The sequence below is a fragment of the Serratia sp. CY38905 genome (genome assembly GCF_052168875.1).
GTDB classification, from domain to species: Bacteria; Pseudomonadota; Gammaproteobacteria; order Enterobacterales; family Enterobacteriaceae; genus Serratia; species Serratia sarumanii.
Genome location: NZ_JBJNLV010000004.1, coordinates 23,786 through 47,794, shown reverse-complemented (window position 1 = coordinate 47,794; position 24,009 = coordinate 23,786). Strand labels below are relative to the sequence as shown.

Genomic DNA, 24,009 nt, shown 5'->3' with positions numbered 1-24,009 from the left:
CATCATGCGTATCGGTCACGGTTTTGACGTACATAAATTCGGCGGCGAAGGCCCGTTGGTGATCGGCGGTGTTCGCATCCCTTACGACAAAGGTTTGCTGGCCCACTCCGACGGTGACGTCGCGCTGCACGCCGCGACCGATGCCCTGCTGGGCGCGGCGGCGTTGGGCGATATCGGCAAGCTGTTCCCCGATACCGATCCGGCGTTCAAAGGCGCCGACAGCCGCGAACTGCTGCGCGAAGCCTGGAAACGCATTCGCGCCAAAGGGTATCGCCTCGGCAACCTCGATATCACCATTATCGCCCAGGCGCCGAAAATGGCGCCGCACATCCCGCAGATGCGCGTTTTCCTGGCGGAAGATCTGCAGTGCCATATGGATGACGTCAACGTGAAGGCCACCACCACCGAGCAGCTCGGCTTCACCGGGCGCGGTGAGGGCATCGCCTGCGAAGCGGTTGCCTTGCTGATCAAGGAATAACCGCATGGATATGGCGAATCTGACCTGGCTGCATGGCCGGCCGCAGAGCACCGGGGTGTTGAAAGCCAATCCGGAAGATTTCGTGGTGGTGGAAGATCTGGGTTTTGCACCGGACGGTGAAGGCGAGCACGTGCTGGTGAACATCCGCAAAAACGGCTGCAATACCCAGTTCGTGGCCGACTATCTGGCGCGCTTCGCCGGTATTCACGCCCGTTCCGTCAGCTATGCCGGCTTGAAGGATCGCCACGCGGTGACCGAACAGTGGTTCTGCCTGCATATGCCGGGCAAGGACACGCCGGATTTCTCCCGGTTTGCGCTGGAAGGCTGCGAGGTGCTCTCGTACGCCCGCCACCTGCGTAAAATGCGCATCGGCAACCTGAAGGGCAACCACTTTACGCTGGTGCTGCGCCATATTTCCGATCGGCAGGATGTGGAACACCGCCTGCAGGCCATCGCCGCGCAGGGCGTGCCGAACTACTTCGGCAGCCAGCGTTTCGGCCGTGGCGGCAACAACCTGGTGATGGCGCGCCGCTGGGCGAATGATGAAATTCGCGTCAAAGAGCGCAGCAAGCGCAGTTTTTACCTCTCTGCCAGCCGTAGCGCGCTGTTTAATCTGGTCGCGAGCAGGCGCCTGGCGGACGGCCTGCAGCGCACCGTGCTGGAAGGTGACGCCCTGCAGCTGAGCGGCCGCGGCAGCTGGTTTGTCGCCAAAGCCGATGAGCTGGAGACGTTGCAACAGCGCTTGGATGCCGGTGAGCTGGTTGTCACCGCGACATTGCCGGGCGACGGCGAGCCGGGCACCGCCGGCAGCGCGTTGGCATTTGAACAACAATGCTTGGCGGAGCAGCCGGAATTGCTTACGCTTTTAAAGCGCGAGCGTGTCGACCCCGCTCGTCGGGCCCTGCTGCTGCAGCCGCAAAATATGCGGTGGAGCTGGTGGGATGACGTTACCGTGGAACTGCGCTTTTGGCTGCCGGCAGGCAGCTTCGCCACCAGCGTGGTTCGCGAGATCATGCAGCAGGATGACAGCGATGCGGATATTGCTGAGTAACGATGACGGCGTCAGCGCTCCGGGCATTCAGGTGCTGGCGGCGGCGCTGCGGGAATTCGCCGAAGTGCAGGTTGTGGCGCCGGATCGTAACCGCAGCGGCTCTTCCAATGCTTTAACGCTGGAGTCGCCGCTGCGCACGCAGACGCTGGCCAACGGGGATATTGCAGTGCTGCAGGGGACGCCGACCGACTGCGTTTACCTTGGCGTCAACGCCTTGATGCGCCCGGCGCCCGATATCGTGGTCTCCGGCATCAACGCCGGGCCGAATTTAGGCGACGACGTCATCTATTCCGGCACCGTCGCGGCGGCGATGGAGGGCCGGCACCTGGGGCTGCCGGCGCTGGCGGTGTCGCTGAACGGCCACCGGCACTACGCGACCGCCGCCGTCATTACCTGCCGCATCCTGCGCGCGCTGCAGCGCGAACCGTTGCGAACCGGAAAAATCCTGAATATCAACGTACCGGATCTGCCGCTGGCGGAGATCAAAGGCCTGCGCGTGACCCGCTGCGGCAGCCGCCATCCAGCCGACAAGGTCTTCTGCCAGCAGGATCCGCGCGGACAAAATATCTACTGGATCGGGCCGCCTGGTGATAAATTTGATGCCGGGCCGGATACCGACTTTGCGGCGGTGGAACAAGGCTATGTGGCGATAACGCCGCTGCAGGTGGATTTAACCGCCTACGCGGCGCAAGAAGTCGTGAAAACATGGTTAACCAAAGCAGAGGTTAGCGGGGAATGGTGAACAAGCGCATGCAAACATTGCTGACGCAGCTGCGGCAGCAGGGGATCCGGGACGAAAAGCTGCTGCGGGCGATCGAGGCGGTGCCGCGCGAGCGTTTTGTCGACGAAGCGCTGGATCATAAGGCCTACGAAAACACCGCATTGCCGATCGGCTCCGGCCAGACCATTTCCCAGCCTTATATGGTGGCGCGGATGACCGAACTGCTGAATCTGACGCCCACCTCGCGGGTGTTGGAGATCGGCACCGGTTCCGGCTATCAGACCGCCATCCTGGCGCATCTGGTGCAACACGTTTGTTCCGTCGAACGCATCAAGGGGTTGCAGTGGCAGGCCAAGCGCCGCCTGAAGCAGCTCGATCTCCACAATGTTTCCACCCGCCACGGCGATGGCTGGCAGGGCTGGGCGTCGCGCGGCCCGTTCGATGCGATCATCGTCACTGCCGCGCCGCCGGAGATCCCGCAGGCGCTGGTGGAACAGTTGGACGACGGCGGTATTCTGGTGTTGCCGGTGGGGGAGCAGGCTCAAACTCTCAAACGCATTCAGCGTCATGGCAACGAGTTCGTTGTCGATGCGGTAGAAGCGGTGCGCTTTGTGCCGCTGGTGAAAGGCGAATTGGCCTAGCGATCGTCTGATTTTTCGACCGTCGGCAAAATCTGTTGCACTTTCATCATGCCCGGATAAGGTTTTCTCGTTCCAATCAGGTTAATTTTCACTAGAATTGGCCTTTCTACGTAGTTGTCTTATGGTGCGGCAACGCCAATCTGGTTAGCATTGGCGCGCGTTTTGATGCTCCGGCGCGAGATGACCTGGCATTCAGGGATCGGCCGGCGGCGCCTTTACATCGCAGAAACTGGGAAGTGGCAAAAGCTCGGCTACGATGTAAAGGGTATTTTGGATATATCACTGATATTGCTGTCATGGGGGAAGCATGAGCACGGGAAGCCCAATGATTACGTTACGCCGGGTTGCGGTGTGTACGATGGTAAGTTTGTGGTTGGCGGGTTGTACGAACAATGCCTCAACGTCGGCCCCTATCAGCAGCGTGGGTGGCGGCGGCGCCGTTCCATCCGGCAATAATAATGGCGGGGCGCAGCAGGCCAGTCCAGAGGGCCGCATTGTCTATAACCGCAGTTATAACGCCATTCCTAAAGGGAGTTACAGCGGCGGCGAAACTTATACGGTCAAGCGCGGCGACACGCTGTTTTATATTGCCTGGATCACCGGCAACGATTTCCGCGACCTAGCGCAGCGCAACAATATTCCCGAGCCATACAGCCTGAATGTTGGCCAAACCATTCAGCTTGGTAATGGTTCCGCCAACGGCGGCGGCGGTATGTTGGCGACGACTGACGCGACCCAAGGCGGCGTTCCGAAGCCACCTTCCACCTCCCAGATCCAGACGGCAACGGTTGATTCTCAATCAACTAACGCGTATTCTGAAAACTCGGGTAAACAGAATGTAGGTAAGATGTTACCTGCAGCAGGGGCCGCAGCGGTTGGGACCGCGGCTGCGCCTGTTACCGCGCCGGAAGCCGCTCCACCAGTGAGCAGCACCGTCAGCAACAGCGCTCCGGTCAGTACCTGGAGATGGCCGACTGACGGTAAGGTTATTGATAACTTTTCCTCATCAGAAGGTGGGAATAAGGGTGTCGATATCGCCGGTTCCCGTGGGCAGCCGATCTTCGCTACCGCCGATGGCCGCGTAGTGTATGCAGGCAACGCTTTACGGGGTTACGGTAATCTAATCATCATCAAACATAATGATGATTACCTGAGCGCCTACGCTCATAACGACACAATGCTGGTCCGGGAACAACAAGAAGTGAAGGCGGGTCAAAAAATAGCCACCATGGGTAGCACCGGTACCAGTTCAGTACGTTTGCATTTTGAAATTCGTTACAAGGGGAAATCCGTAAACCCGCTGCGTTATCTTCCGCAGCGATAGATTGGGCAGAATACGCTGAGATTCTGCTCGCGGTATCACGGGTAGGAGCAGCATATGAGCCAAAATACGCTGAAAGTTAACGAGTTACATGATGATGCGGATTTCGACGAGAATGGAGCTGAGGCCGAGTCGTTTGATGAAAAAGCGCTGGTAGAAGAAGAGACCAGCGAGAACGATTTAGCGGAAGAAGAGCTGTTGTCTCAAGGCGTTACGCAACGCGTATTGGATGCGACGCAGCTCTATCTGGGTGAGATCGGTTATTCACCTCTGCTGACCGCAGAGGAAGAAGTCTATTTTGCGCGGCGTGCTCTGCGCGGTGACGTGCCGTCCCGCCGCCGCATGATTGAAAGCAACCTGCGGCTGGTGGTGAAAATCGCCCGCCGCTACAGCAACCGCGGTCTGGCGCTGCTGGATCTGATCGAAGAGGGTAACCTCGGTCTGATTCGCGCAGTGGAAAAATTCGACCCGGAACGCGGTTTCCGCTTCTCCACTTACGCAACCTGGTGGATCCGTCAGACGATTGAACGGGCGATCATGAACCAAACCCGTACCATTCGTTTGCCTATCCATATCGTCAAAGAACTGAATGTCTATCTGCGCACCGCGCGCGAGCTTTCCCACAAGCTGGATCATGAACCGAGCGCTGAAGAGATTGCCGAGCAACTCGACAAGCCGGTGGATGACGTCAGCCGCATGCTGCGTCTGAATGAGCGCATCACCTCGGTGGATACGCCGCTGGGCGGGGATTCGGAGAAAGCGCTGCTGGACATTCTGGCCGACGAGAAGGACAACGGGCCCGAAGACACCACGCAAGACGACGATATGAAGCAAAGCATCGTCAAATGGCTGTTCGAACTGAACGCCAAACAGCGTGAAGTGTTGGCGCGTCGTTTCGGCCTGCTGGGCTATGAAGCGGCGACGCTGGAAGACGTAGGCCGGGAGATTGGCCTGACGCGCGAGCGCGTCCGTCAGATTCAGGTTGAAGGTCTGCGCCGTCTGCGTGAGATTCTGCAGACGCAGGGCCTGAGCATTGAGGCGCTGTTCCGCGAATAACGCCGGTTGTTGAACCGCATCAAATAAAAACGGTGAGCGTCATGCTCACCGTTTTTTTATGCCCGCGTTTGGCGCCAGACTACACCATATTTTTCAGCCGGTAGATCCATTCCAGCGCCTGGCGCGGCGACAGGGAATCCGGATCCAGCGCTTCCAGGGCTTCAACCGCCGGCGAGGTTTCTTCCTGCAGCAGCGTCATCTGGGTGGCATCGACGCTGCCCGAGGCGGTGTGGCTGGAGATAGACTCCAGCTCGCGCAGCTTCTGGCGGGCGCGCTTGATGACGTCGCGCGGCACGCCGGCCAATGCGGCGACCGCCAGGCCATAGCTTTTGCTGGCGGCACCGTCCTGCACGCTGTGCATGAAGGCGATGGTGTCGCCATGTTCGAGCGCGTCCAGATGCACGTTGACCACGCCTTCCATTTTCTCCGGCAGGGTCGTCAGCTCGAAGTAGTGGGTGGCGAACAGCGTCATCGCCTTGATGCGGTTGGCCAGGTTCTCGGCGCAGGCCCAGGCCAGCGACAGGCCGTCGTAGGTGGAGGTGCCGCGGCCGATTTCATCCATCAACACCAGGCTATGCTCGGTGGCGTTGTGCAGGATGTTGGCGGTTTCGGTCATCTCCACCATGAAGGTGGAGCGGCCGGAAGCCAGATCGTCCGCCGCGCCGACGCGGGTGAAGATGCGATCCACCGGGCCGATGGTGGCCTTGGTGGCCGGCACGTAACTGCCGATGTGCGCCATCAGCACGATCAGCGCCGTTTGCCGCATATAAGTGCTTTTACCACCCATGTTCGGGCCGGTGATGATCAGCATACGGCGCTGTGGCGACAGGGTGAGCGGGTTGGAGATAAACGGCTCGCTCAGCACCTGCTCCACCACCGGGTGACGGCCTTCGGTAATGCGGATCCCCGGCTGCTCGCTCATGGTCGGGCAAGCGTAGTTCAGGGTATCGGCGCGCTCGGCCAGGTTGGCCAGCACGTCCAGCTCGGCCAGTGCGGCGGCGCTTTGCTGCAGTTCCGCCAGGTGTGGCAGCAACAGATCGAACAACTCGTCGTACAGGCTTTTCTCGATCGCCAGCGCCTTGCCCTTGGAGGTGAGCACTTTGTCTTCGTACTCTTTCAATTCCGGGATGATGTAGCGCTCGGCGTTTTTCAGCGTCTGACGGCGCACATAGTGGATCGGCACCAGATGGCTTTGGCCGCGGCTGACCTGAATGTAGTAGCCGTGTACGCCGTTGAAGCCGACCTTGAGCGTATCCAGCCCCAGCTTTTCACGCTCGCGGATCTCCAGCCGATCGAGGTAATCGCTGGCGCCGTCGGCCAGTGCGCGCCACTCGTCCAGCTCGCTGTTGTAACCGGGGGCGATCACGCCGCCGTCGCGCACCAGCACCGGCGGGGATTCAATGACCGCGCGTTCCAGCAGCTCGCGCAGCTCGTCGAACTGCCCTACCTGCGACAGCAGCTGCTGCACGTGCGGGGTATCCACATCTTGCAGCAGCGCGCGGATGTCCGGCAGTTGCTGGAAAGCATGGCGCATGCGCGCCAGATCGCGCGGCCGGGCGGTGCGCAGCGCCAGACGCGCCAAAATTCGCTCCTGATCGCCCACCTGACGCAGCGAAGGCTGCAGATCGGTGCACAGCTCCTGCAATGCGCCGATCGCCTGTTGGCGGGCGGTGAGAACCTTGATATCGCGGGTCGGCATGTGCAGCCAGCGTTTCAGCATGCGGCTGCCCATCGGCGTGACCGTGCGATCGAGGATCGCCGCCAGCGTGTTGTCGCTGCCGCCGGACAGACTCTGCGTCAGTTCCAGGTTGCGGCGGGTGGCGGCGTCCATGATGATGCCGTCCTGCTGGCGCTCCATGGTGATGCCGCGAATGTGCGGCAGCGAAGTGCGCTGAGTATCTTTGACATACTGCAGCAGACAGCCGGCGGCGCGCAGCGCCTGGTGCGCTTGCTCGACGCCGAAACCGGTCAAATCGCGGGTGCCGAACTGCAGGTTGAGCTGCTGACGCGCGGTCTCAAGCTCGAATTCCCACAGCGGGCGGCGGCGCAGGCCGTGGCGCTGTTCGATCAGCGCCATTTGTTCGAAGGTTTCCGGGTAGAGCAGCTCGGCCGGATTGGTGCGCTGCAGCTCGGCGGCCATGGTTTCCAGATCCTGCGGCTCGGCGACGCGGAAGCGGCCGGAGCTCACGTCCAGCGTGGCGTAGCCGAAGCCGCGCGCGTCCTGCCAGATCGCCGCCAGCAGGTTGTCCTGGCGCTCTTGCAGCAGCGCTTCGTCGGTGATGGTGCCGGGGGTGACGATACGCACCACTTTGCGCTCGACTGGCCCTTTACTGGTGGCCGGATCGCCGATCTGCTCGCAGATGGCGACGGACTCGCCGAGCTGCACCAGCTTGGCCAGGTAGTTCTCTACAGCGTGGTGCGGCACGCCGGCCATCGGGATCGGTTCACCCGCCGAGGCGCCGCGTTTGGTCAGCGAGATATCCAGCAGCTGGGAAGCGCGCTTGGCGTCGTCGTAAAACAGCTCGTAGAAGTCGCCCATGCGGTAGAACAGCAGGATTTCAGGATGCTGGGCCTTGAGGCGCAGGTACTGCTGCATCATCGGCGTATGCGAATCGAGTTTATCGGTGCTATTCATGCGATTATTTTTCCAATCCATTGAATGTAAAGGGAACTGTGATTTTCATTGTCGTCATTCGCTATCACATTGTTTCAGCAGGCACCGCCCCATTCAGCGCTTGGCGGGCGGCGCAAATCAAATCATCAAAACGCCAAACGGCGCGCTCAAACCCGAGGTTTGCACAGACGCTTATACTAGCCCAGCGGGCAATCGGCTGTCACAGGTAAAAATGGGAAGCGCTGCGCAAGGAGGAGTTGTAACGAAGCGAGATTGTCGTTCGCCTGCGGGCAACAACGCAAGTCGCCGCCCGCTGAGGCGGCGTGGAGTTTATTGCGCGGCGGTGAGGGGCAGGGGCAGTTGATAGAGACGGAAGCTGTCGGGCACTTCGGATTCATGGCCGGGCAGCAGGCGGTGGCGAATGCGCGATTCGCTGACGAAGGCGCAGCCTTGTGGGGTGATAGTCAGATTGACCGGCGATTCCATGCCTTCGCGCAAGACCTCAATCCGGTGCATGCCTGCCGCCTTGGGAGACGGGATCCGCAGGATCCGCCCCTGGCCGCTCTGGATCCCGTTTTCCAGCACGATCAGCGCGCCGTCCGGTGCCAACCCCATCCCGTCCGGGTTTTCAATCAGGCGCGGCAGCTGCATTTCCGTCAGCTGCGGCTTTGGATCGTTATAGCTGAGGGTGTAGAGCTTACCGGTGCCGAAATTGGCGACAGCCAGCAGCCGGTCGTCGAGCAGCACGATCCCGGCGGCGCCCAGCCCGCTAGGGGCCGCTAAGCGTGAATCCTGATACAGCGTACTGAATGCCGCTTCGCCCGGCCGCAGGCGCAGGATGCTGCCGCCGCGGGTTTCCGTCACGTACACTGTGCCGTCTGCGCCGAGCACGATATCGTTGCCCATTTCTCCCGCCGGCAGCGCCAGGCTGCGGTTGAGCGTGCCATCCGCGACGTTCAGCGCGTAGATGCGGTTGGCGCGCGTTTTGCCGCCGGAGAGGAAGTCCGGCGAATTGCCCCACAGCAGCCCGCGCCGTTCGTCCAGCCGCAGCGCGTTTGAGGCGAACACCGTGTCAGCGCCGGGGAAAAAGGTTTCCCACGCTTTACCCGGCCGTTTGCGCAGCACGTTGCCGCTGGTGATCAGGCCGACATACAGCGTGCCGTCCGCCGCGCGGGCGATGCCGTTGGGGTAAAGCGCGCCGGGCGGCAGCGTCATACTGCTTTCCGTACAGTGTGTATCGACGGCGGCCTGCGCCGGCGTGCTGAGGGTGAGTGCAGTAGCGAGGGTGAATAACACCGCTCGCGCGGTCACAGCGTATGCCATGTCTTTCTCCTGGAATGAAGGAAAAGGGGTTACCAGCGCTCGGGGCGGGCAGCGTGCGCCATGGGCACTTCCAGCACGGCCACGTCTTCCGGCGATAGCCTGAGGTCTAGCGCCGCCAGTGCATCCTGCAGATGGTGTGGCTTGGACATGCCCACCAGCGGCGATGCCACGCCGGGTTTGGCCAACAGCCAGGCCAGCGCAATCTGCGCCGGGGGAACGCCGCGCGCGGCCGCCACCTCCGCTACCGCAGCGACGGTGCGTTCGACCTCGTTTCTGCCGCCGTACCAACGGGGGGCCTGCTCGTCGGTGGCGGCGCGCAGCGTGCCGCCACTGCCGGAGCCGGCCAGCACGCCGCGAGCCAGCGGCGACCAGGGCGTCAGGCCAAGACCTTCCTCCAGGCACAGCGGGATCAGTTCCTCTTCGTCTTCACGCGTCACCAGGTTGTATTGGCTTTGCAACGAAATAAACGGCGCCAGGCGGTGCTGACGTTGAAAGGCCAGCATTTTCATCAGGCGCCAGGCGTGCAGTGAAGACGCGCCGAGATAGCGGATCTTGCCCGCCCGCACCAGGCCATCGAGGGTATCGGCAGTTTCTTCGATCGGCGTTTCGGTGTCGAAGCGGTGCAGCACGAACAGATCGAGGTAATCCGTTCCCAACCGCTGCAAGGAGGCGTCAATGCTGTGCAGCAGGTGCTTGCGCGACAGCCCCCGGCTGTTCGGCTGCGCGTCCATCGGAAAGTAAGCCTTGGTGGCGATCACCACGTCTTCTCGACGGGCGAACGCCTTCAGCGCGCGGCCGAGAATGCGTTCACTTTCTCCGCCGGAGTAGATGTTGGCGGTATCGAAGAAATTGATGCCCGCTTCCAGCGCCTCGCGGATAAAGGGGCGCGCTTCATCCTCCTTCAGCACCCAGGGGCGCCAGGCCGGATCGCCGTAGGTCATGCCGCCCAGGCAGAGGCGGGACACCATCAGGCCGCTGTCGCCAAGCCGAACGTAGTTCATGGCGTCGTCTCCTCAGCGCATGCCGGCGATGGTGTAACCGCCGTCCACCAGCAGGCTTTGGCCGGTGATGAAGCGGGCTTCGTCCGTCGCCAGCCACAGCGCCACATCGCCGATGTCTTCCGATTCGCCCAGGCGGCCGGCGGGCGTATGGGCGATAAAGGGCGCGAACGCCGCGCTGTCGGCCACGCTGCCGCGCGCCATCGGCGTGTCGATGATGCCGGGGTTGATGTTGTTGACGCGGATGCCCTGGCCGCTGTATTCGAGCGCCACCGCGCGGATCATCGCATCGAGCGCGCCTTTGCTGGCGGAATAGCTGGATGAGCCGGCCAGCGCGCCGTGGGTCAGCCAGGAGGAAGTGTTAACGATCACGCCGCCCGAGCGCTGAGCCAGGAAGGTTTCAATCTCGTATTTCATCGCCAGCCAGACGCCTCTGAGGTTAATGGCGATCACCCGGTCAAAATCTTCGCTGCTCTGTTCGGTGATGGGAGCGAAGTTGCCGATGATGCCGGCGTTGTTGAAGGCGACGTCGAGCCGGCCGTAGTGGGCGGTCACCGTGGCGAGCAGCCTGCGGATATCGTTTTCCTGGGAGACGTCGGCCACGATGGGCAGGGCGTCGCCGCCGGCGAGCGCGATGTCGCGCGCCGTGGCTTCGATTTCCGCCGCGCGTCGGCCGGCCAGCGCCACTTTGGCGCCTTCGCGGGCATAGGCCAGCGCGGCGGCGCGGCCGATGCCTGTGCCGCCGCCGCTCACCAGCACGACTTTGTCCGCCAGACGGCGCGGCGTTTCATGAGTTGGAGTTGTAGCATTAATCATCGCATCGATACCTGGTAATGGGTTCGATCGTAATGCTATGTTGTTAGATAACGGATAACTATCCGCTAAAAATTCATCTCACTATTAGATAATTTATATTAATAGCATGAAGAAACCCGAATTGTCCGGCCTGGCGGCCTTCGTGGCTATCGCCAGTGAACGCAGCTTCCGCCGCGCCGCCGCCCGATTGGGCGTGACGCCGCCGACGCTGACCCACACCCTGCGCGAACTGGAAGCGCAGGTGGGCATTCGCCTGCTGAACCGCACCACCCGCAACGTTTCGCCGACGGAGGCAGGTGAGCATCTGTTGGCACAGCTGGTGCCGGCCTTTACCGACATCGACGCCGCGCTGGAGAGCCTGAATGCGTTTCGCGAAGGGCCGCGCGGCCTGGTGCGCATCAACGCGCCGCGTTCGGCGATCGATCTCGCCATCGTGCCGCATCTGGGGCGGTTGGCCAGCGAATATCCCGGCATTACGCTGGAGGTGGTGGCGGACGAAGGGTTCGCCAACATCGTCGAGCAAGGCTTTGACGCCGGTATTCGGCTCGGCGAGGATCTGCACAACGATATGCGCGCGGTGCGTCTGACGCCGGATCTGCGTTTTGCCATCGTCGCCACGCCGGATTACTTTCAACGGCACGGTGAACCGACGCATCCGCAGGATTTACTGCAGCATCGCTGCATCGGTTGGCGCAAGAGCTCTTCAGGCGAGCGCTACAAATGGGCTTTTCAGCAGGGCGAGCAGCGGTTTTCCGTGGCGGTCAACAGCCCGCTGATCGTGGATGACGCCAGGCTGCTGCTGCAGGCGGCGCTGGCGCACGTCGGCATCGCCTTCGCCATCGAACAGGAGGTGGAAGAACACCTGGCGAGCGGGCGGCTGCGGCGAGTGTTGGCCGACTGGTGCGCGCCGTTTCCCGGTTTTTACCTCTATTACCCCAACCGCAGGAACCATTCCGTGGCGCTGGCCACGGTGATCGAGTTGCTGCGTCTGCCCACCTAATCCTCTTCGCCTGCCATCGCGTTCGGAGAGCAGCAGGCGAATCAAGCTTGAACTATTTTATTCTCTTTTCGTTTGTTCAGGCGCAAATAAACCCTTAAATTCTCGGCGTGTTTATAACTGTCTGTTTATAATTGTTATTTGAGTATTTATTGCGAATATTCTGAGTTTATATCGGTTATTTGAGAGCCCGGTCACACTATTTTTTTATGCGAAATGTGAAGGGGGTCAAGCCATCAGGTCAAGGAGAGACGGTTATTCTCTCCCCTGGCTTACCGATCCGTTTTTCATGCTCCGTATACTGTCTGCAACCAGGGCAACGTGACGGAAATTTTCATAAGGAATGTGCGTGAAGCAATCGTGATTGCATCTGGCATACAAATAACACGGGGTTTTTTTGATTATCTGAGGTGCTTGGTATGGAAAAGAAAAAAATCTATCTGTTTTGTTCTGCCGGTATGTCCACTTCCCTGTTGGTTTCAAAAATGAAGGCGCAGGCCGAGAAATACGAAGTGCCGGTGATCATCGCCGCCTACCCGGAAGCGCTGGCTGCGGAGAAAGGCGTTGAAGCGGATCTGATCCTGCTGGGGCCGCAGATTGCCTACACCTTGCCGGAAGTGCAAAAACAGCTGCCCAACAAACCCGTTGAAGTCATCGATCCGCTGCTGTACGGCAAGGTCGATGGGCTGGGCGTGCTGAAGGCCGCGGTGGCCGCCATCAAGAAAGCCAACCAATAACAGGAGGCCGCCGTGAATACCCTCATTGCCTCGCTCGAGAAGGTTATCCTGCCTTTCGCCGTAAAAATCGGCAAGCAGCCCCACGTCAACGCCATCAAGAACGGCTTTATCCGCCTGATGCCGCTGACCTTGACCGGGGCGATGTTCGTGTTGATCAACAACGTGTTCCTGAGCTTCGGCGAAGGATCGTTCTTCTATTCGCTGGGCGTGCGCCTGGACGCCTCCACCATCGAGACGCTCAATAGCCTGAAGAGCATTGGCGGCAGCGTGTACAACGGCACGCTGGGGATCATGTCCCTGATGACGCCGTTCTTTATCAGCATGGCGTTGGCCGAAGAGCGCAAGGTCGATCCGCTCGCCTCGGCGCTGCTGGCGGTGGCTGCTTTTATGACCGTCACACCGTTCAACGTCGGCGAGGCCTATGCGGTGGGCGCCAACTGGCTGGGCGGCGCCAACATCATTTCCGGTATGGTGATCGGGCTGGTGGTGGCCGAGATGTTTGCTTTCATCGTGCGGCGCAACTGGGTGATCAGCCTGCCGGACAGCGTGCCGGCTTCGGTGTCGCGCTCCTTCTCGGCGCTGATCCCCGGTTTCATCATCCTCTCCATCATGGGGCTGGTGGCGTTCGCGCTGGCGCACTGGGGCACCAACTTCCACCAGATCATCATGGACGGCATTTCGGCACCGCTGGCCAAGATGGGCAGCGTGGTGGGCTGGGTGTACGTGCTGTTCTCCTCGCTGCTGTGGTTCTTTGGGGTGCACGGCTCCATGGCGCTGGCGGCGCTGGACAGCGGCATCATGACGCCGTTCGCGCTGGAAAACGTGGAGCTGTACAACAAATACGGTTCGGTCGAAGCGGCGGTGGCCGCCGGGAAAGAGTTCCACATGTGGGCGAAGCCGTTCGTCGACTCCTACATTTACCTCGGCGGCACCGGCTCGACGCTGGGCCTGATCATCGCCATCTTCATCGCCTCGCGCCGCGAGGATTACCGCCAGGTCGCCAAGCTGGCGACGCCGTCCGGCATTTTTCAGATCAACGAACCGATTCTGTTCGGCCTGCCGGTGATCATGAACCCGGTGATGTTCATTCCGTTCATCCTGGTGCAGCCGGTGCTGACCATTATCACCTCGCTGGCTTATTATTCCGGGCTGATCCCGCCTATCACCAACATCGCGCCCTGGACCATGCCGGTCGGCCTGGGGGCGTTCTTCAACACCAACGGCAGCATCATGGCCATGTTGTTGAGCCTGTTTAACCTGGCGGTCGCCACCGTGATTTATCTGCCGTTCGTGGCGATCTCCAACAAGGCGCAGAGCCAGATCGACGCGGCGACGGAAAGCGAAGAAGACATCGCCAAGGCGCTGAAATTCTAACTGTGGAACGGGGCGGCGCGGCCGCCCTGCGAGGGACGCGAGTATGGAATATCAATTTGCCGACGGGTTCTGGTGGGGCAGCGCCACCTCCGCGCCGCAGTCTGAAGGGGCGGCCGCGCGGGACGGCAAGAGCCGCAACATCTTCGACTATTGGTACGAGATCGCGCCCGAGCGCTTTCACGATCGGGTGGGGCCGGCCGAGGCCTCGACCTTTTACGACCATTTCCGCACCGATATCGGGCTGCTCAAAACGCTGGGCCACAATACCTTCAGAACGTCTATCTCGTGGTCGCGGCTGATCCCGGACGGTGACGGCGAGGTGAACCCGCAGGCGGTGGCGTTCTATAACGCGATGATCGACGAGCTGCTGGCGCAGAGCATCACCCCGTTTATCAATCTCTACCACTTCGATATGCCGCTGTGCATGCAGCAGCGCGGCGGCTGGGAAAGCCGGGCGGTGGTCGAAGCCTATGCGCGTTACGCCGATATCTGCTTCGGCCTGTTTGGCGATCGGGTTACCCACTGGTTCACCTTCAACGAGCCGATCGTGCCGGTGGAGGCCGGTTACCTGAATGACCTGCATTACCCTTGCGTGGTGGACTTCAAACGGGCGGTCACCGTGGCGTATCACAGCGTACTGGCGCACGCCATGGCGGTGCAGCGTTTCAGAGCGCGGGAGCTGCCGGGGAGCATCGGCATCATTCTGAATCTGAGCCCGACCTATCCGCGTTCCGACGCGCCGGAGGATCGGCAGGCCGCGCACGACGCCGATCTGCTGCTCAACCGCAGTTTCCTCGATCCGGTCGCCAAAGGGCGTTATCCGGCGGCGTTGCTGCAGCTGCTGGAGCGGCATGGGCTGATGCCCTGCTGCGAGCCACAGGATGCGCCGCTGATTGAAGGCGGCGTGGTGGACATCCTCGGCGTCAACTATTACCAGCCGCGCAGGGTGCAGGCGAAAGAGGGGCGTCGTGCCGAGGGGCCGATCGCATCGCCGGAGGATTTGTTCAGTTACTATGCAATGCCGGGTCGCAAAATCAATCCGCACCGCGGCTGGGAGATCTACGAAAAGGGGCTGTACGACATCCTGATGGATCTGAAAGAGAACTACGGCAACCTGCCTTGTTATATTTCGGAAAACGGCATGGGCGTTGAGGGCGAAGAGGCGTTTATCGGCGCCGATGGGCGGGTGGAGGACGATTACCGCATCGACTTTATTCGCGAGCACCTGAAGTGGCTGCACCGCGCGCTGGCGGAAGGCTCGCAGTGCAAAGGCTATCATCTGTGGACCTTTATCGACTGCTGGTCCTGGCTGAACGCCTACAAGAATCGTTATGGGCTGGTGCGGCTGGATCGGGCGGATCAGCGCCGCACCATCAAGAAAAGCGGCTACTGGTTTGCCGAGGCGGCCAGACGCAACGGATTTGACTAACGGGAGGCCGGCGCCGTGTCCGACAACCGAATTTCGCTGAGTGCCAACGACGTGAAGCTGATTCGCGAGCAGGATTTTTTTAACTGCAAAGATTTTCACCTGTTTATCTACAACAAGGTGGAAAGCGCCACCGGGCTGCATCAGCACGACTATTACGAGTTCACCATCGTGCTGAGCGGCAAATGCTATCAGGAGATCAACGGCAAGCGGGTGCTGCTGGAGCGCGGGGATTTCGTCTTTATCCCCATCGGCTCCTACCACCAGAGCTTTTACGAGTTCGGCGCGACGAAAATCTTCAACGTGGCGGTCAGCAAAGCGTTCTTTGAAGAGCACTATTTGCAGCAGCTGCCGCGCTGCTTCGTCGCCTCGCAGGCCTACAGCCTGAGAAACGAGTTTTTGGCCTATATCGAATCGGTGGTGAGTTCGCCGCAGTTTCGCGAGGACGACTTCGCCGAATTTCTCGAAACGCTGACCTTCTATGTGATCAGCCGTATTCGTCACCATAAAGAAGAAAACGACGGCGGCGATGATATCCCGCAGTGGCTGAAGAACACCCTGGCCGGCATGCATGACAAGGCGATGTTCGGTGAAAGGGCGTTGGCTAACATGGTGGCGCTGTCGGGGAAAACCCAGGAGTATCTGACCCGGGCGATGCGGCGTTACTACCACAAGACGCCGATGCAGGTGATCAATGAGATCCGCATCAACTTCGCCAAGACGCAGCTGGAGGTCACCAACTATTCGGTTTCCGATATCGCCTTCGATTCCGGCTATGGCGATGTCAGCCTGTTCATTAAAAACTTCAAGCGGCTCACCGATGTGACCCCAGGCAACTACCGAAAAAAGTGCTACGGCCCTCTTTAGGGCCGCTCCCGATCAGTATCAACGCCGATATGCCGATGAGCTTCAGGCCGCCGGCCGGTTAATCATTCGATTTTTACCTTAGCGAAGGGGAATGCCGCGCCGGTCGGTCGGGCTTCCCTTGCCAAAAATTCATCCCGTGGGAGCCACTATGGAAAAACTACTGATCGTGAATGCCGATGACTTCGGCCTGAGCAAGGGACAAAACTACGGTGTTATCGAGGCGTATCAGCATGGCGTCGTTTCCTCTACCACGGCGATGGTGAACGGCGGCGGCGCACAGCACGCGGCGGCGCTCAGCCGGCAATATCCGGGGTTACCGATCGGGCTGCATTTCGTTTTGACCCATGGCAGGCCGCTGGGCGCCATGCCTTCGCTGGTCAACGAGCATGGCGAATTGGGTAAATGGCTGTGGCGCCGCGCCGAGGCCGGCGAGCTGCAGCTGGACGAGATCCAGGAGGAGCTGCAGCGCCAGTTCGCGCGGTTTGTGACGCTGTTCGGCAGGCCGCCGACGCACATCGACAGCCACCACCATGTACATATGCAGCCGCAGATTTACCCGCTGGTGGAGGCGTTTGCGCAGGCGCAGGGTCTGCCGCTGCGCCTCGATCGCGAAGAGGCGAAACGGCGCGATATTGCGTTGCAGACGCCCTGCAGCACCGACGCGTTTGACGCGGGATTCTACGGCGAAACGATTTCCGAAGCCTTGTTCCTGCAGCGGTTGGCGCGTGCCGACGAGCAGGGCGCCGAGTCATTGGAAATGATGTGCCACCCGGCGTTCCTCGACGCGACGATCCTGCAGAGCAAATACTGCCACCCGCGCCTCGTCGAGCTGGATGTGTTGACCGCGCCGACGCTGAAAGCGGCGATCGCCGAACGCGGTTTTCTGCTTGGCTCTTTCCTGGATCTGTAGCTCCGCGCCGTTTACAGCATGGCGTGCGCCTTTTTCAGGCCGGTGTCCTCTTGCGGATCGGCGCCCTGAGGCAAGTGCTCCGTTTCCTGTTCTTCAGGCTGCGGCTCGTCGACATCGGGCGCCGCTTCCGGCGGCGGCATGGTGTCGTGAATGATCTGCTCATCAAAGGTCGGATTGAGCGCCGGCGACAGCGGCGAGCTGGCGAGGCTGTCCGGCAGCGGAATGTGCGGCACCGGCGCGTCCTGCGCCAGCTGCGGCTCCTCCGCTTTCGCCGTGCGGCTGAGGGCCGCCAGCAGCACGCCGCACAGGGCGAAGAAGGCGTACAGGATATTGCCGCCAAGCGGCTCGATCAGCGCGCCGACCGCCAGCGGCCCGATGCTGGCGCCGACGCCGAACGCCATCAGCAGGCAGGCGGCCAGCGAGACGCGACGCTCCGGCTCGATCAGATCGTTGGCCAATGCCACCACCAGCGGGTAGAGCGTAAACTGCAGCATGCTGACGACGAACCCCACCGCCAGCAGCAGCGGGAAATCGATGTGCGGCAGCAGCGCCAGCGGCAGCGCCGCCACGATCAGAAAAATGGCGTTGAGGCGCATCAGCAAGGGGCGGTTATAGCGATCCGACAGCCAACTGAGCGGGAATTGCGCCACCAGCCCGGCGAAGATGGCCAGCGCCATGAACAGGCCGGTTTGCTGCGTGCTTAAGGATTGCAGGCTGGCGTAGACCGGCGCCAGGCCGTAAAACGAACCTACCACCATGCCGATCACCAGCGTGGTGGCCAGCACCTTGGGAATAGCGCCGACAAAGTAACGCAGTTCCATCGGCGCCGGCGACATGTGGCGCGCATTGGTGCGGGTGGTGAGAGCGATCGGCACCAGGCAGAGCGCGAAGCACAGTGCGATCACCAGCAGCGTGGCGATGCCCAGATTGCTTTGCAGCATCAGCACGATCTGGCCCAGCGACATGCCGAGATAGGTCGCCGCCATATAGAAACCGAACACCATGCCGCGCTGGTTGGATTCCGCCTGGTCGTTCAGCCAGCTTTCCAGCACCATGAACTGACACATCATGCACAGCCCGATCACCAGGCGCAGCGCAACCCAGGCGGGAATGAACGCCGTCAGGCCGTGCCCCAGCACCGCGGCGGTAATGATGCCGGCGCAGGCCACGTAGGCGCGGATATGCCCGACGCGGGCGATGAGAAAGTGGCCGACCTTGCCGCCGATCACCAACCCGATGTAGTTGGCGGCGATGATGGCGCCGATCAGCGCGCTGCTGACGTGGATGGAGGCCAGCCGCAGCGAGACGTAGGTGGTGAGCAGACCCGAGCCCAACAGCAGCAGCAGGGTGGTGGTGTACAACGGCAAGAATACGCCCAACGTTTTTTTCACGCTATCGTCCTAATCTCTTCTGGTGCGCCCTGAGGCCGCCGCCGCAGCGTGCCGCCTCCGTGATGTTCCTTGTGCTGGTGCGCCGCCGCTCGCTGGGGCGCTTCTTTTGATACTAGCAGCTTGGCCGGGCGCTTAAAACCGCACCTCCTGCGAGGCGCTGCGCATTTCTGCGCGCCAGCCGTCGCGCCGCCTTGATAAATGCTACTATCGGGCGCATATACCTGAATTCGCGAGGGAGGGGTTATGAGTGACGACCAACTGCGCCGGCTCAGCGTGCTGGCGGGGGAAAAACTGAAGGCTCAGGGCCGCTGGATCACCTGCGCGGAATCCTGCACCGGCGGCGGCATTGCCAAGGCCATTACCGATATCGCGGGGAGCTCCGCCTATTTCGATCGCGGTTTCGTCACCTACAGCAATGCGGCGAAGCACGACCTGCTGGGGGTGAGCGAAGCCACGTTGGCGGCGCACGGCGCGGTCAGCGAAGAGGTGGTGCGCGAGATGGCGATAGGGGCGCTGCGTGCGGCGCGGGCCGATCTGGCGCTCTCGGTAAGCGGCATCGCCGGCCCGGACGGCGGCAGCGCGGAAAAGCCGGTCGGCACCGTGTGGTTCGGCTTCGCCAGCAGCGATGGCCGGGGGCTGTCACGCAAGATGCAATTCGAGGGCGATCGCGATGCGGTGCGGCTGCAGGCGACGATTTTCGCGCTGCAAACCGCCATCGACGAATTTTTGTAAATTAGGCTTGATACTGTATGACCATACAGTATAATTAGTGACATTTCCTGCACAACATACATTCAGTGGCAGTGTGGGGTAACACCGGCATTGCGAAACGAAGGAGCAAAAATGGCTATTGATGAGAACAAGCAAAAGGCGTTAGCTGCGGCACTGGGCCAGATTGAGAAACAGTTCGGCAAAGGCTCCATCATGCGCCTGGGTGAAGACCGCTCCATGGACGTGGAAACGATCTCCACCGGCTCACTGTCACTCGATATCGCTCTGGGCGCCGGCGGCCTGCCGATGGGCCGCATCGTCGAAATCTACGGCCCGGAATCCTCCGGTAAAACCACCCTGACGCTGCAGGTGATCGCCGCTGCGCAGCGCGAAGGCAAAACCTGTGCGTTCATCGACGCCGAGCACGCGCTGGATCCTATCTATGCGAAAAAGCTGGGCGTCGATATCGACAACCTGCTGTGCTCCCAGCCGGACACCGGCGAGCAGGCGCTGGAAATCTGTGATGCGCTGACCCGCTCCGGCGCGGTTGACGTCATCATCGTCGACTCCGTGGCGGCGCTGACGCCGAAGGCGGAAATCGAAGGTGAAATCGGCGATTCTCACATGGGTCTGGCGGCGCGCATGATGAGCCAGGCGATGCGTAAGCTGGCCGGCAACTTGAAAAACGCCAATACCCTGCTGATCTTCATCAACCAGATCCGTATGAAAATTGGCGTGATGTTCGGCAACCCGGAAACCACGACCGGCGGTAACGCCCTGAAGTTCTACGCTTCGGTGCGTCTGGATATCCGCCGCATCGGCGCCATTAAAGAGGGCGACGAAGTGGTGGGCAGCGAAACCCGCGTGAAAGTGGTGAAGAACAAAATCGCTGCGCCGTTCAAACAGGCTGAATTCCAAATCATGTACGGCGAAGGCATCAACAGCCGTGGCGAGCTGGTCGATCTGGGCGTGAAGCACAAGATGATCGAAAAAGCCGGCGCCTGGTACAGCTATAACGGCGAGAAAATCGGTCAGGGCAAGGCGAATGCCTGTAACTTCCTGAAAGAAAACCCGGCTATCGCCGCCGAGCTGGATAAGAAGCTGCGCGATTTGCTGCTGCACAGCGGCGGTGAGCTGGTGGCCGCTTCCGGTGACGACTTCGAAGACGACGAAGCGGAAACCAGCGAGCAGTTCTAATCGCTGAAGATGTGCGCCGCCGTTCGTGTGGCGCATATCCCATAAATTCAGGCTTGAATGATGAATGACTTGCTAAGCCGCGCCATGCGCCTGCTGTCGCAACGCGATCATAGTGAAGCTGAACTGCGCCGCAAACTTGCGGCGCAGCCGTTTGTGGCGAAAGCCCGTTTTGGCAGCAAGGGGCCACATGCGCCGGCATCACCGCCGGTGGTTGAAGAGCCGGTGGATCCTGCGCTGATCGAGCAGGTTATCGCCTACTGTTACCAGCATAACTGGCTGGACGATAAGCGTTTCGCTCACAGCTACATCGGCAGCCGCAGCCGTAAAGGTTACGGTGCGCAGCGCATCCGCAGCGAACTGATGCAAAAGGGCGTCGACAAAGCGCTGGTGCAGGACGCGCTGGCGGAATGCGACATCGACTGGTGTGAACAGGCAAAACAGGTGGCGCAGCGAAAATTTGGCGATGCGTTGCCAACCGACTGGAAAGAGAAAGCCAAAGTGCAGCGTTATCTGCTCTATCGCGGCTTCTTCCAGGAAGAAATTCAGTCAATTTACCGTGATTTTGCGCAATGAGCGCACACGGGGTTTTACTTCCCTCTGAAGAAAATTTATCTTATCCCCACTTTTTGTTCGTGAGCTGGTTGTCATCGTCGGGATGACGCGTCACCGGCTCACGTGTCGTTATTCTAGCCTTTCCAGGAAAATTATGAGCAAGAGCACCGCTGAGATCCGTCAAGCGTTTCTCGATTTCTTTCATAGTAAGGGTCATCAGGTTGTAGCGAGCAGCTCCCTGGTGCCTAACAATGATCCGACATTGCTGTTTACCAATGCCGGCATGAACCAATTTAAGGATGTTTTCCTGGGGCTCGACAAACGCGCCTATTCCCGCGCCACCACCTCGCAGCGCTGCGTGCGCGCAGGCGGCAAGCATAACGACCTGGAAAACGTCGGTTATACCGCGCGTCACCACACCTTCTTTGAAATGCTGGGCAACTTCAGCTTCGGCGATTACTTCAAGCACGACGCGATCGGCTACGCATGGGAACTGCTGACCGGTGAAAACTGGTTCAACCTGCCGAAAGAGCGACTGTGGGTCACCGTGTATGAAACCGATGACGAAGCGTTCGACATCTGGCAGAAGCAAATCGGCGTACCGGCCGAGCGCATTATCCGCATCGGCGACAACAAGGGCGCGCCTTTCGCTTCCGATAACTTCTGGCAGATGGGCGACACCGGCCCATGCGGCCCGTGCACCGAGATTTTCTACGATCACGGCGATCACATCTGGGGTGGCCCTCCAGGCAGCCCGGAAGAAGACGGCGACCGCTACATCGAGATCTGGAACATCGTTTTCATGCAGTTCAACCGTCAGTCCGACGGCACCATGCTGCCGCTGCCGAAACCTTCTGTGGATACCGGTATGGGTCTGGAGCGCATTGCGGCGGTGTTGCAGCATGTGAACTCCAACTATGAAATCGATCTGTTCCGTACCCTGATCGCCGCCGTGGCTAAAGTGACCGGCGCAACCGATCTGGACAACAAATCCCTGCGCGTTATCGCTGACCACATTCGTTCCTGTGCCTTCCTGGTGTCGGACGGCGTGATCCCGTCTAACGAAAACCGCGGCTATGTGCTGCGCCGCATCATTCGTCGCGCGATCCGCCATGGCAACATGCTGGGCGCGAAAGACACCTTCTTCTACAAACTGGTGGCGCCGTTGATCGAAGTGATGGGTCCGGCGGCCGACGAACTGAAACGCCAGCAATCGCTGGTGGAGCAGGTGCTGAAAACCGAAGAAGAGCAGTTTGCCCGCACGCTGGAGCGTGGCCTGGCGCTGTTGGACGAAGAGCTGGCCAAGCTGCAGGGCGATACCCTGGACGGCGAAACCGCTTTCCGTCTGTACGATACCTACGGTTTCCCGATCGATCTGACCGCTGACGTCTGCCGCGAGCGCGGTTTGAAAGTCGACGAAGCGGGCTTTGAAGAGGCGATGGAAGCACAGCGCCGCCGTGCGCGCGAATCCAGCGGCTTTGGCGCCGACTATAACAGCCTGATCCGCGTGGATGGCAGCAGCCAGTTCAGCGGTTACGATCACGACGAGCAGCAGGCGACGGTCATCGCGCTGTTCCGCGACGGCCAGCCGGTCGATCAGATCAACGCCGGCGAAGAGGCGGTGGTGGTGCTGGATGAGACGCCGTTCTATGGCGAATCCGGCGGCCAGGTCGGCGATAAAGGCGTGCTGAAAGCCGCCGGCGCTGAGTTTACGGTCAACGATACCCAGAAATACGGTCAGGCTATCGGCCATCAGGGCAAACTGGCGCAGGGTTCGCTGAAGCTGAACGATCGCGTGGACGCGCAGATCGACGCTGAGCGCCGCAACAGCATTCGTCTGAACCACTCCGCAACTCACCTGCTGCACGCCGCGCTGCGCCAAACGTTGGGCGACCACGTCGCGCAGAAAGGCTCGCTGGTTAACGACAAATACCTGCGTTTCGACTTCTCGCACTTCGAAGCGATGAAGCCGGAGCAAATCCGCGCGGTGGAAGATCTGGTGAACCAGCAGGTGCGTCGTAACCTGCCGGTGCAGACCGAGCTGATGGCCTTGGAAGATGCCAAAGAGAAGGGCGCGATGGCGCTGTTCGGTGAGAAGTATGATGACAACGTGCGCGTGCTGACCATGGGCGACTTCTCCACCGAGCTGTGCGGCGGCACCCATGCCAGCCGCACCGGCGATATCGGCCTGTTCCGCATTCTGAGCGAGTCGGGCACCGCGGCGGGCATCCGCCGTATTGAAGCGGTGACCGGCGCTGGCGCTATCGCTACGCTGCATCAGCAAAGCGATTTGTTGCAAGACGTTGCTCAGTTGGTCAAAGGCGACAGTAACACCCTGACCGATAAAGTGCGCTCGGTGCTCGATCGCACGCGCGCGCTGGAAAAAGAACTGCAGCAGTTGAAAGATCAGCAGGCGGCGCAGGAGAGCGCTTCGTTGTCCAGCCAGGCAAAAGTGGTTAACGGCGTGAAGCTGTTGGTCAGCCAGTTGGACAATGTCGAAGCCAAAATGCTGCGCACCATGGTAGATGACCTGAAAAATCAATTGGGTTCGGCCATCATCGTGTTGGCAACGACGGCTGATGACAAAGTCAGCCTGGTTGCTGGTGTGACCAAGGATCTGACTGACCGCGTGAAAGCCGGCGAGTTGATCGGCAACGTGGCGCAGCAGGTCGGCGGCAAGGGCGGTGGTCGCCCGGATATGGCGATGGCGGGGGGGACGGATATCAACGCCCTGCCAGCGGCGTTAAACAGCGTAGAAGCCTGGGTGGCCTCGAAGCTGTGAATATAAATAAATAGCACGCACAAACGCCATAATACTTTGTTGATTA

General features: G+C 60.6%; 22 protein-coding genes. 16 read left to right on the top strand and 6 right to left on the bottom strand.

Translation table 11 applies throughout. The features are described from left to right. The first annotated feature begins 4 nt into the window (after window positions 1–4). From ispF to rpoS, 6 genes are all read left to right on the top strand, one after another. Window positions 5–478 (top strand): 2-C-methyl-D-erythritol 2,4-cyclodiphosphate synthase, encoded by a 474-nt coding sequence (gene ispF / locus ACJ8MK_RS11580; RefSeq protein WP_004932594.1) that lies wholly within the window; start codon window positions 5–7, stop codon window positions 476–478. Window positions 479–482: 4 nt separating this feature from the next. Further along, complete coding sequence (gene truD / locus ACJ8MK_RS11575) at window positions 483–1,529, top strand: tRNA pseudouridine(13) synthase TruD (RefSeq protein WP_079656229.1); 1,047 nt, start codon at window positions 483–485, stop codon at window positions 1,527–1,529. Then, on the top strand, window positions 1,510–2,271 hold the full coding sequence (gene surE / locus ACJ8MK_RS11570) for a 5'/3'-nucleotidase SurE (protein WP_033637163.1): 762 nt from the start codon (window positions 1,510–1,512) through the stop codon (window positions 2,269–2,271). Before truD ends, surE begins: the two co-directional genes overlap by 20 nt. Continuing rightward, entirely contained in the window at window positions 2,265–2,891 is a 627-nt protein-coding gene (locus ACJ8MK_RS11565; RefSeq protein ID WP_033637164.1) for a protein-L-isoaspartate(D-aspartate) O-methyltransferase, read from the top strand. Before surE ends, ACJ8MK_RS11565 begins: the two co-directional genes overlap by 7 nt. A 325-nt stretch (window positions 2,892–3,216) precedes the next feature. Next, window positions 3,217–4,215, top strand: a complete 999-nt coding sequence (nlpD, locus tag ACJ8MK_RS11560; RefSeq protein ID WP_033652940.1) for a murein hydrolase activator NlpD — start codon at window positions 3,217–3,219, stop codon at window positions 4,213–4,215. A 54-nt stretch (window positions 4,216–4,269) separates the two neighbouring features. Beyond that, the gene (rpoS, locus tag ACJ8MK_RS11555; RefSeq protein WP_442517761.1) at window positions 4,270–5,268 is read left to right on the top strand and encodes an RNA polymerase sigma factor RpoS; all 999 of its coding nucleotides are present in this window, start codon (window positions 4,270–4,272) and stop codon (window positions 5,266–5,268) included. A 79-nt stretch (window positions 5,269–5,347) separates the two neighbouring features. On the opposite strand, the gene mutS is transcribed toward rpoS, so the two are convergent. The 4 genes from mutS to ACJ8MK_RS11535 all read right to left on the bottom strand — a co-directional run bounded on the left by mutS (window position 5,348) and on the right by ACJ8MK_RS11535 (window position 11,019). After that, the gene (gene mutS / locus ACJ8MK_RS11550) at window positions 5,348–7,903 is read right to left on the bottom strand and encodes a DNA mismatch repair protein MutS (protein ID WP_197807756.1); all 2,556 of its coding nucleotides are present in this window, start codon (window positions 7,901–7,903) and stop codon (window positions 5,348–5,350) included. Window positions 7,904–8,212: 309 nt separating this feature from the next. Next, window positions 8,213–9,205 carry a Vgb family protein gene (locus tag ACJ8MK_RS11545; RefSeq protein WP_442517760.1) on the bottom strand — a complete coding sequence of 331 codons (993 nt, stop codon included), beginning with the start codon at window positions 9,203–9,205 and terminating at the stop codon, window positions 8,213–8,215. A gap of 29 nt (window positions 9,206–9,234) precedes the next feature. Continuing rightward, window positions 9,235–10,206, bottom strand: a complete 972-nt coding sequence (locus tag ACJ8MK_RS11540) for an aldo/keto reductase (protein ID WP_161725456.1) — start codon at window positions 10,204–10,206, stop codon at window positions 9,235–9,237. Between the two features lie 12 nt (window positions 10,207–10,218). Continuing rightward, window positions 10,219–11,019, bottom strand: coding sequence for an SDR family NAD(P)-dependent oxidoreductase (locus ACJ8MK_RS11535; protein WP_237730381.1), 801 nt, complete (start codon window positions 11,017–11,019; stop codon window positions 10,219–10,221). 106 nt (window positions 11,020–11,125) lie between these two features. Between ACJ8MK_RS11535 and ACJ8MK_RS11530 the strand changes: the two genes are divergently transcribed. From ACJ8MK_RS11530 to chbG, 6 genes are all read left to right on the top strand, one after another. Beyond that, window positions 11,126–12,019: a LysR family transcriptional regulator gene (locus ACJ8MK_RS11530; RefSeq protein WP_442517759.1), complete on the top strand. Its 894-nt coding sequence runs from the start codon at window positions 11,126–11,128 to the stop codon at window positions 12,017–12,019. A 416-nt stretch (window positions 12,020–12,435) separates the two neighbouring features. Continuing rightward, window positions 12,436–12,753: a PTS sugar transporter subunit IIB gene (locus ACJ8MK_RS11525; RefSeq protein WP_004932561.1), complete on the top strand. Its 318-nt coding sequence runs from the start codon at window positions 12,436–12,438 to the stop codon at window positions 12,751–12,753. Window positions 12,754–12,765: 12 nt separating this feature from the next. Further along, entirely contained in the window at window positions 12,766–14,127 is a 1,362-nt protein-coding gene (chbC, locus tag ACJ8MK_RS11520; protein ID WP_004932557.1) for a PTS N,N'-diacetylchitobiose transporter subunit IIC, read from the top strand. Window positions 14,128–14,170: 43 nt separating this feature from the next. Continuing rightward, window positions 14,171–15,556: a glycoside hydrolase family 1 protein gene (locus ACJ8MK_RS11515; RefSeq protein WP_442517758.1), complete on the top strand. Its 1,386-nt coding sequence runs from the start codon at window positions 14,171–14,173 to the stop codon at window positions 15,554–15,556. A 15-nt stretch (window positions 15,557–15,571) separates the two neighbouring features. Further along, entirely contained in the window at window positions 15,572–16,420 is an 849-nt protein-coding gene (chbR, locus tag ACJ8MK_RS11510; RefSeq protein ID WP_033637170.1) for a transcriptional regulator ChbR, read from the top strand. A 148-nt stretch (window positions 16,421–16,568) separates the two neighbouring features. Continuing rightward, on the top strand, window positions 16,569–17,330 hold the full coding sequence (chbG, locus tag ACJ8MK_RS11505; RefSeq protein ID WP_060423406.1) for a chitin disaccharide deacetylase: 762 nt from the start codon (window positions 16,569–16,571) through the stop codon (window positions 17,328–17,330). Between the two features lie 11 nt (window positions 17,331–17,341). On the opposite strand, the gene ACJ8MK_RS11500 is transcribed toward chbG, so the two are convergent. Next, window positions 17,342–18,721, bottom strand: coding sequence for an MFS transporter (locus ACJ8MK_RS11500; RefSeq protein ID WP_049213106.1), 1,380 nt, complete (start codon window positions 18,719–18,721; stop codon window positions 17,342–17,344). A gap of 243 nt (window positions 18,722–18,964) precedes the next feature. On the opposite strand from ACJ8MK_RS11500, the gene pncC reads away from it, so the two are divergent. The 3 genes from pncC (at window position 18,965) to recX (ending at window position 21,202) form a co-directional block, all read left to right on the top strand. After that, the gene (gene pncC, locus ACJ8MK_RS11495; RefSeq protein WP_060422394.1) at window positions 18,965–19,453 is read left to right on the top strand and encodes a nicotinamide-nucleotide amidase; all 489 of its coding nucleotides are present in this window, start codon (window positions 18,965–18,967) and stop codon (window positions 19,451–19,453) included. Between the two features lie 111 nt (window positions 19,454–19,564). Then, on the top strand, window positions 19,565–20,629 hold the full coding sequence (gene recA, locus ACJ8MK_RS11490) for a recombinase RecA (RefSeq protein ID WP_004932541.1): 1,065 nt from the start codon (window positions 19,565–19,567) through the stop codon (window positions 20,627–20,629). 60 nt (window positions 20,630–20,689) lie between these two features. Then, window positions 20,690–21,202 (top strand): recombination regulator RecX, encoded by a 513-nt coding sequence (gene recX / locus ACJ8MK_RS11485; RefSeq protein WP_047569255.1) that lies wholly within the window; start codon window positions 20,690–20,692, stop codon window positions 21,200–21,202. Between the two features lie 40 nt (window positions 21,203–21,242). On the opposite strand, the gene ACJ8MK_RS11480 is transcribed toward recX, so the two are convergent. Beyond that, window positions 21,243–21,386 carry a hypothetical protein gene (locus ACJ8MK_RS11480; protein WP_162091232.1) on the bottom strand — a complete coding sequence of 48 codons (144 nt, stop codon included), beginning with the start codon at window positions 21,384–21,386 and terminating at the stop codon, window positions 21,243–21,245. Here ACJ8MK_RS11480 and alaS point away from each other — a divergent pair. Next, on the top strand, window positions 21,336–23,963 hold the full coding sequence (gene alaS, locus ACJ8MK_RS11475) for an alanine--tRNA ligase (RefSeq protein ID WP_033637175.1): 2,628 nt from the start codon (window positions 21,336–21,338) through the stop codon (window positions 23,961–23,963). The two genes, ACJ8MK_RS11480 and alaS, sit on opposite strands and share 51 nt — an antisense overlap. Window positions 23,964–24,009 lie beyond the last annotated feature (46 nt).

Excerpts from the sequence above, each read along its gene's own strand:
- ispF (WP_004932594.1), top strand. The coding sequence starts at position 5 with ATGCGTATCGGTCACGGTTTTGACGTACATAAATTCGGCGGCGAAGGC.
- truD (WP_079656229.1), top strand. The coding sequence starts at position 483 with ATGGATATGGCGAATCTGACCTGGCTGCATGGCCGGCCGCAGAGCACC.
- surE (WP_033637163.1), top strand. The coding sequence starts at position 1,510 with ATGCGGATATTGCTGAGTAACGATGACGGCGTCAGCGCTCCGGGCATT.
- ACJ8MK_RS11565 (WP_033637164.1), top strand. The coding sequence starts at position 2,265 with ATGGTGAACAAGCGCATGCAAACATTGCTGACGCAGCTGCGGCAGCAG.
- nlpD (WP_033652940.1), top strand. The coding sequence starts at position 3,217 with ATGATTACGTTACGCCGGGTTGCGGTGTGTACGATGGTAAGTTTGTGG.
- rpoS (WP_442517761.1), top strand. The coding sequence starts at position 4,270 with ATGAGCCAAAATACGCTGAAAGTTAACGAGTTACATGATGATGCGGAT.
- mutS (WP_197807756.1), bottom strand. The coding sequence starts at position 7,903 with ATGAATAGCACCGATAAACTCGATTCGCATACGCCGATGATGCAGCAG.
- ACJ8MK_RS11545 (WP_442517760.1), bottom strand. The coding sequence starts at position 9,205 with ATGGCATACGCTGTGACCGCGCGAGCGGTGTTATTCACCCTCGCTACT.
- ACJ8MK_RS11540 (WP_161725456.1), bottom strand. The coding sequence starts at position 10,206 with ATGAACTACGTTCGGCTTGGCGACAGCGGCCTGATGGTGTCCCGCCTC.
- ACJ8MK_RS11535 (WP_237730381.1), bottom strand. The coding sequence starts at position 11,019 with ATGATTAATGCTACAACTCCAACTCATGAAACGCCGCGCCGTCTGGCG.
- ACJ8MK_RS11530 (WP_442517759.1), top strand. The coding sequence starts at position 11,126 with ATGAAGAAACCCGAATTGTCCGGCCTGGCGGCCTTCGTGGCTATCGCC.
- ACJ8MK_RS11525 (WP_004932561.1), top strand. The coding sequence starts at position 12,436 with ATGGAAAAGAAAAAAATCTATCTGTTTTGTTCTGCCGGTATGTCCACT.
- ACJ8MK_RS11515 (WP_442517758.1), top strand. The coding sequence starts at position 14,171 with ATGGAATATCAATTTGCCGACGGGTTCTGGTGGGGCAGCGCCACCTCC.
- chbG (WP_060423406.1), top strand. The coding sequence starts at position 16,569 with ATGGAAAAACTACTGATCGTGAATGCCGATGACTTCGGCCTGAGCAAG.
- pncC (WP_060422394.1), top strand. The coding sequence starts at position 18,965 with ATGAGTGACGACCAACTGCGCCGGCTCAGCGTGCTGGCGGGGGAAAAA.
- recA (WP_004932541.1), top strand. The coding sequence starts at position 19,565 with ATGGCTATTGATGAGAACAAGCAAAAGGCGTTAGCTGCGGCACTGGGC.
- recX (WP_047569255.1), top strand. The coding sequence starts at position 20,690 with ATGAATGACTTGCTAAGCCGCGCCATGCGCCTGCTGTCGCAACGCGAT.
- alaS (WP_033637175.1), top strand. The coding sequence starts at position 21,336 with ATGAGCAAGAGCACCGCTGAGATCCGTCAAGCGTTTCTCGATTTCTTT.
- ACJ8MK_RS11480 (WP_162091232.1), bottom strand. The coding sequence starts at position 21,386 with ATGAAAGAAATCGAGAAACGCTTGACGGATCTCAGCGGTGCTCTTGCT.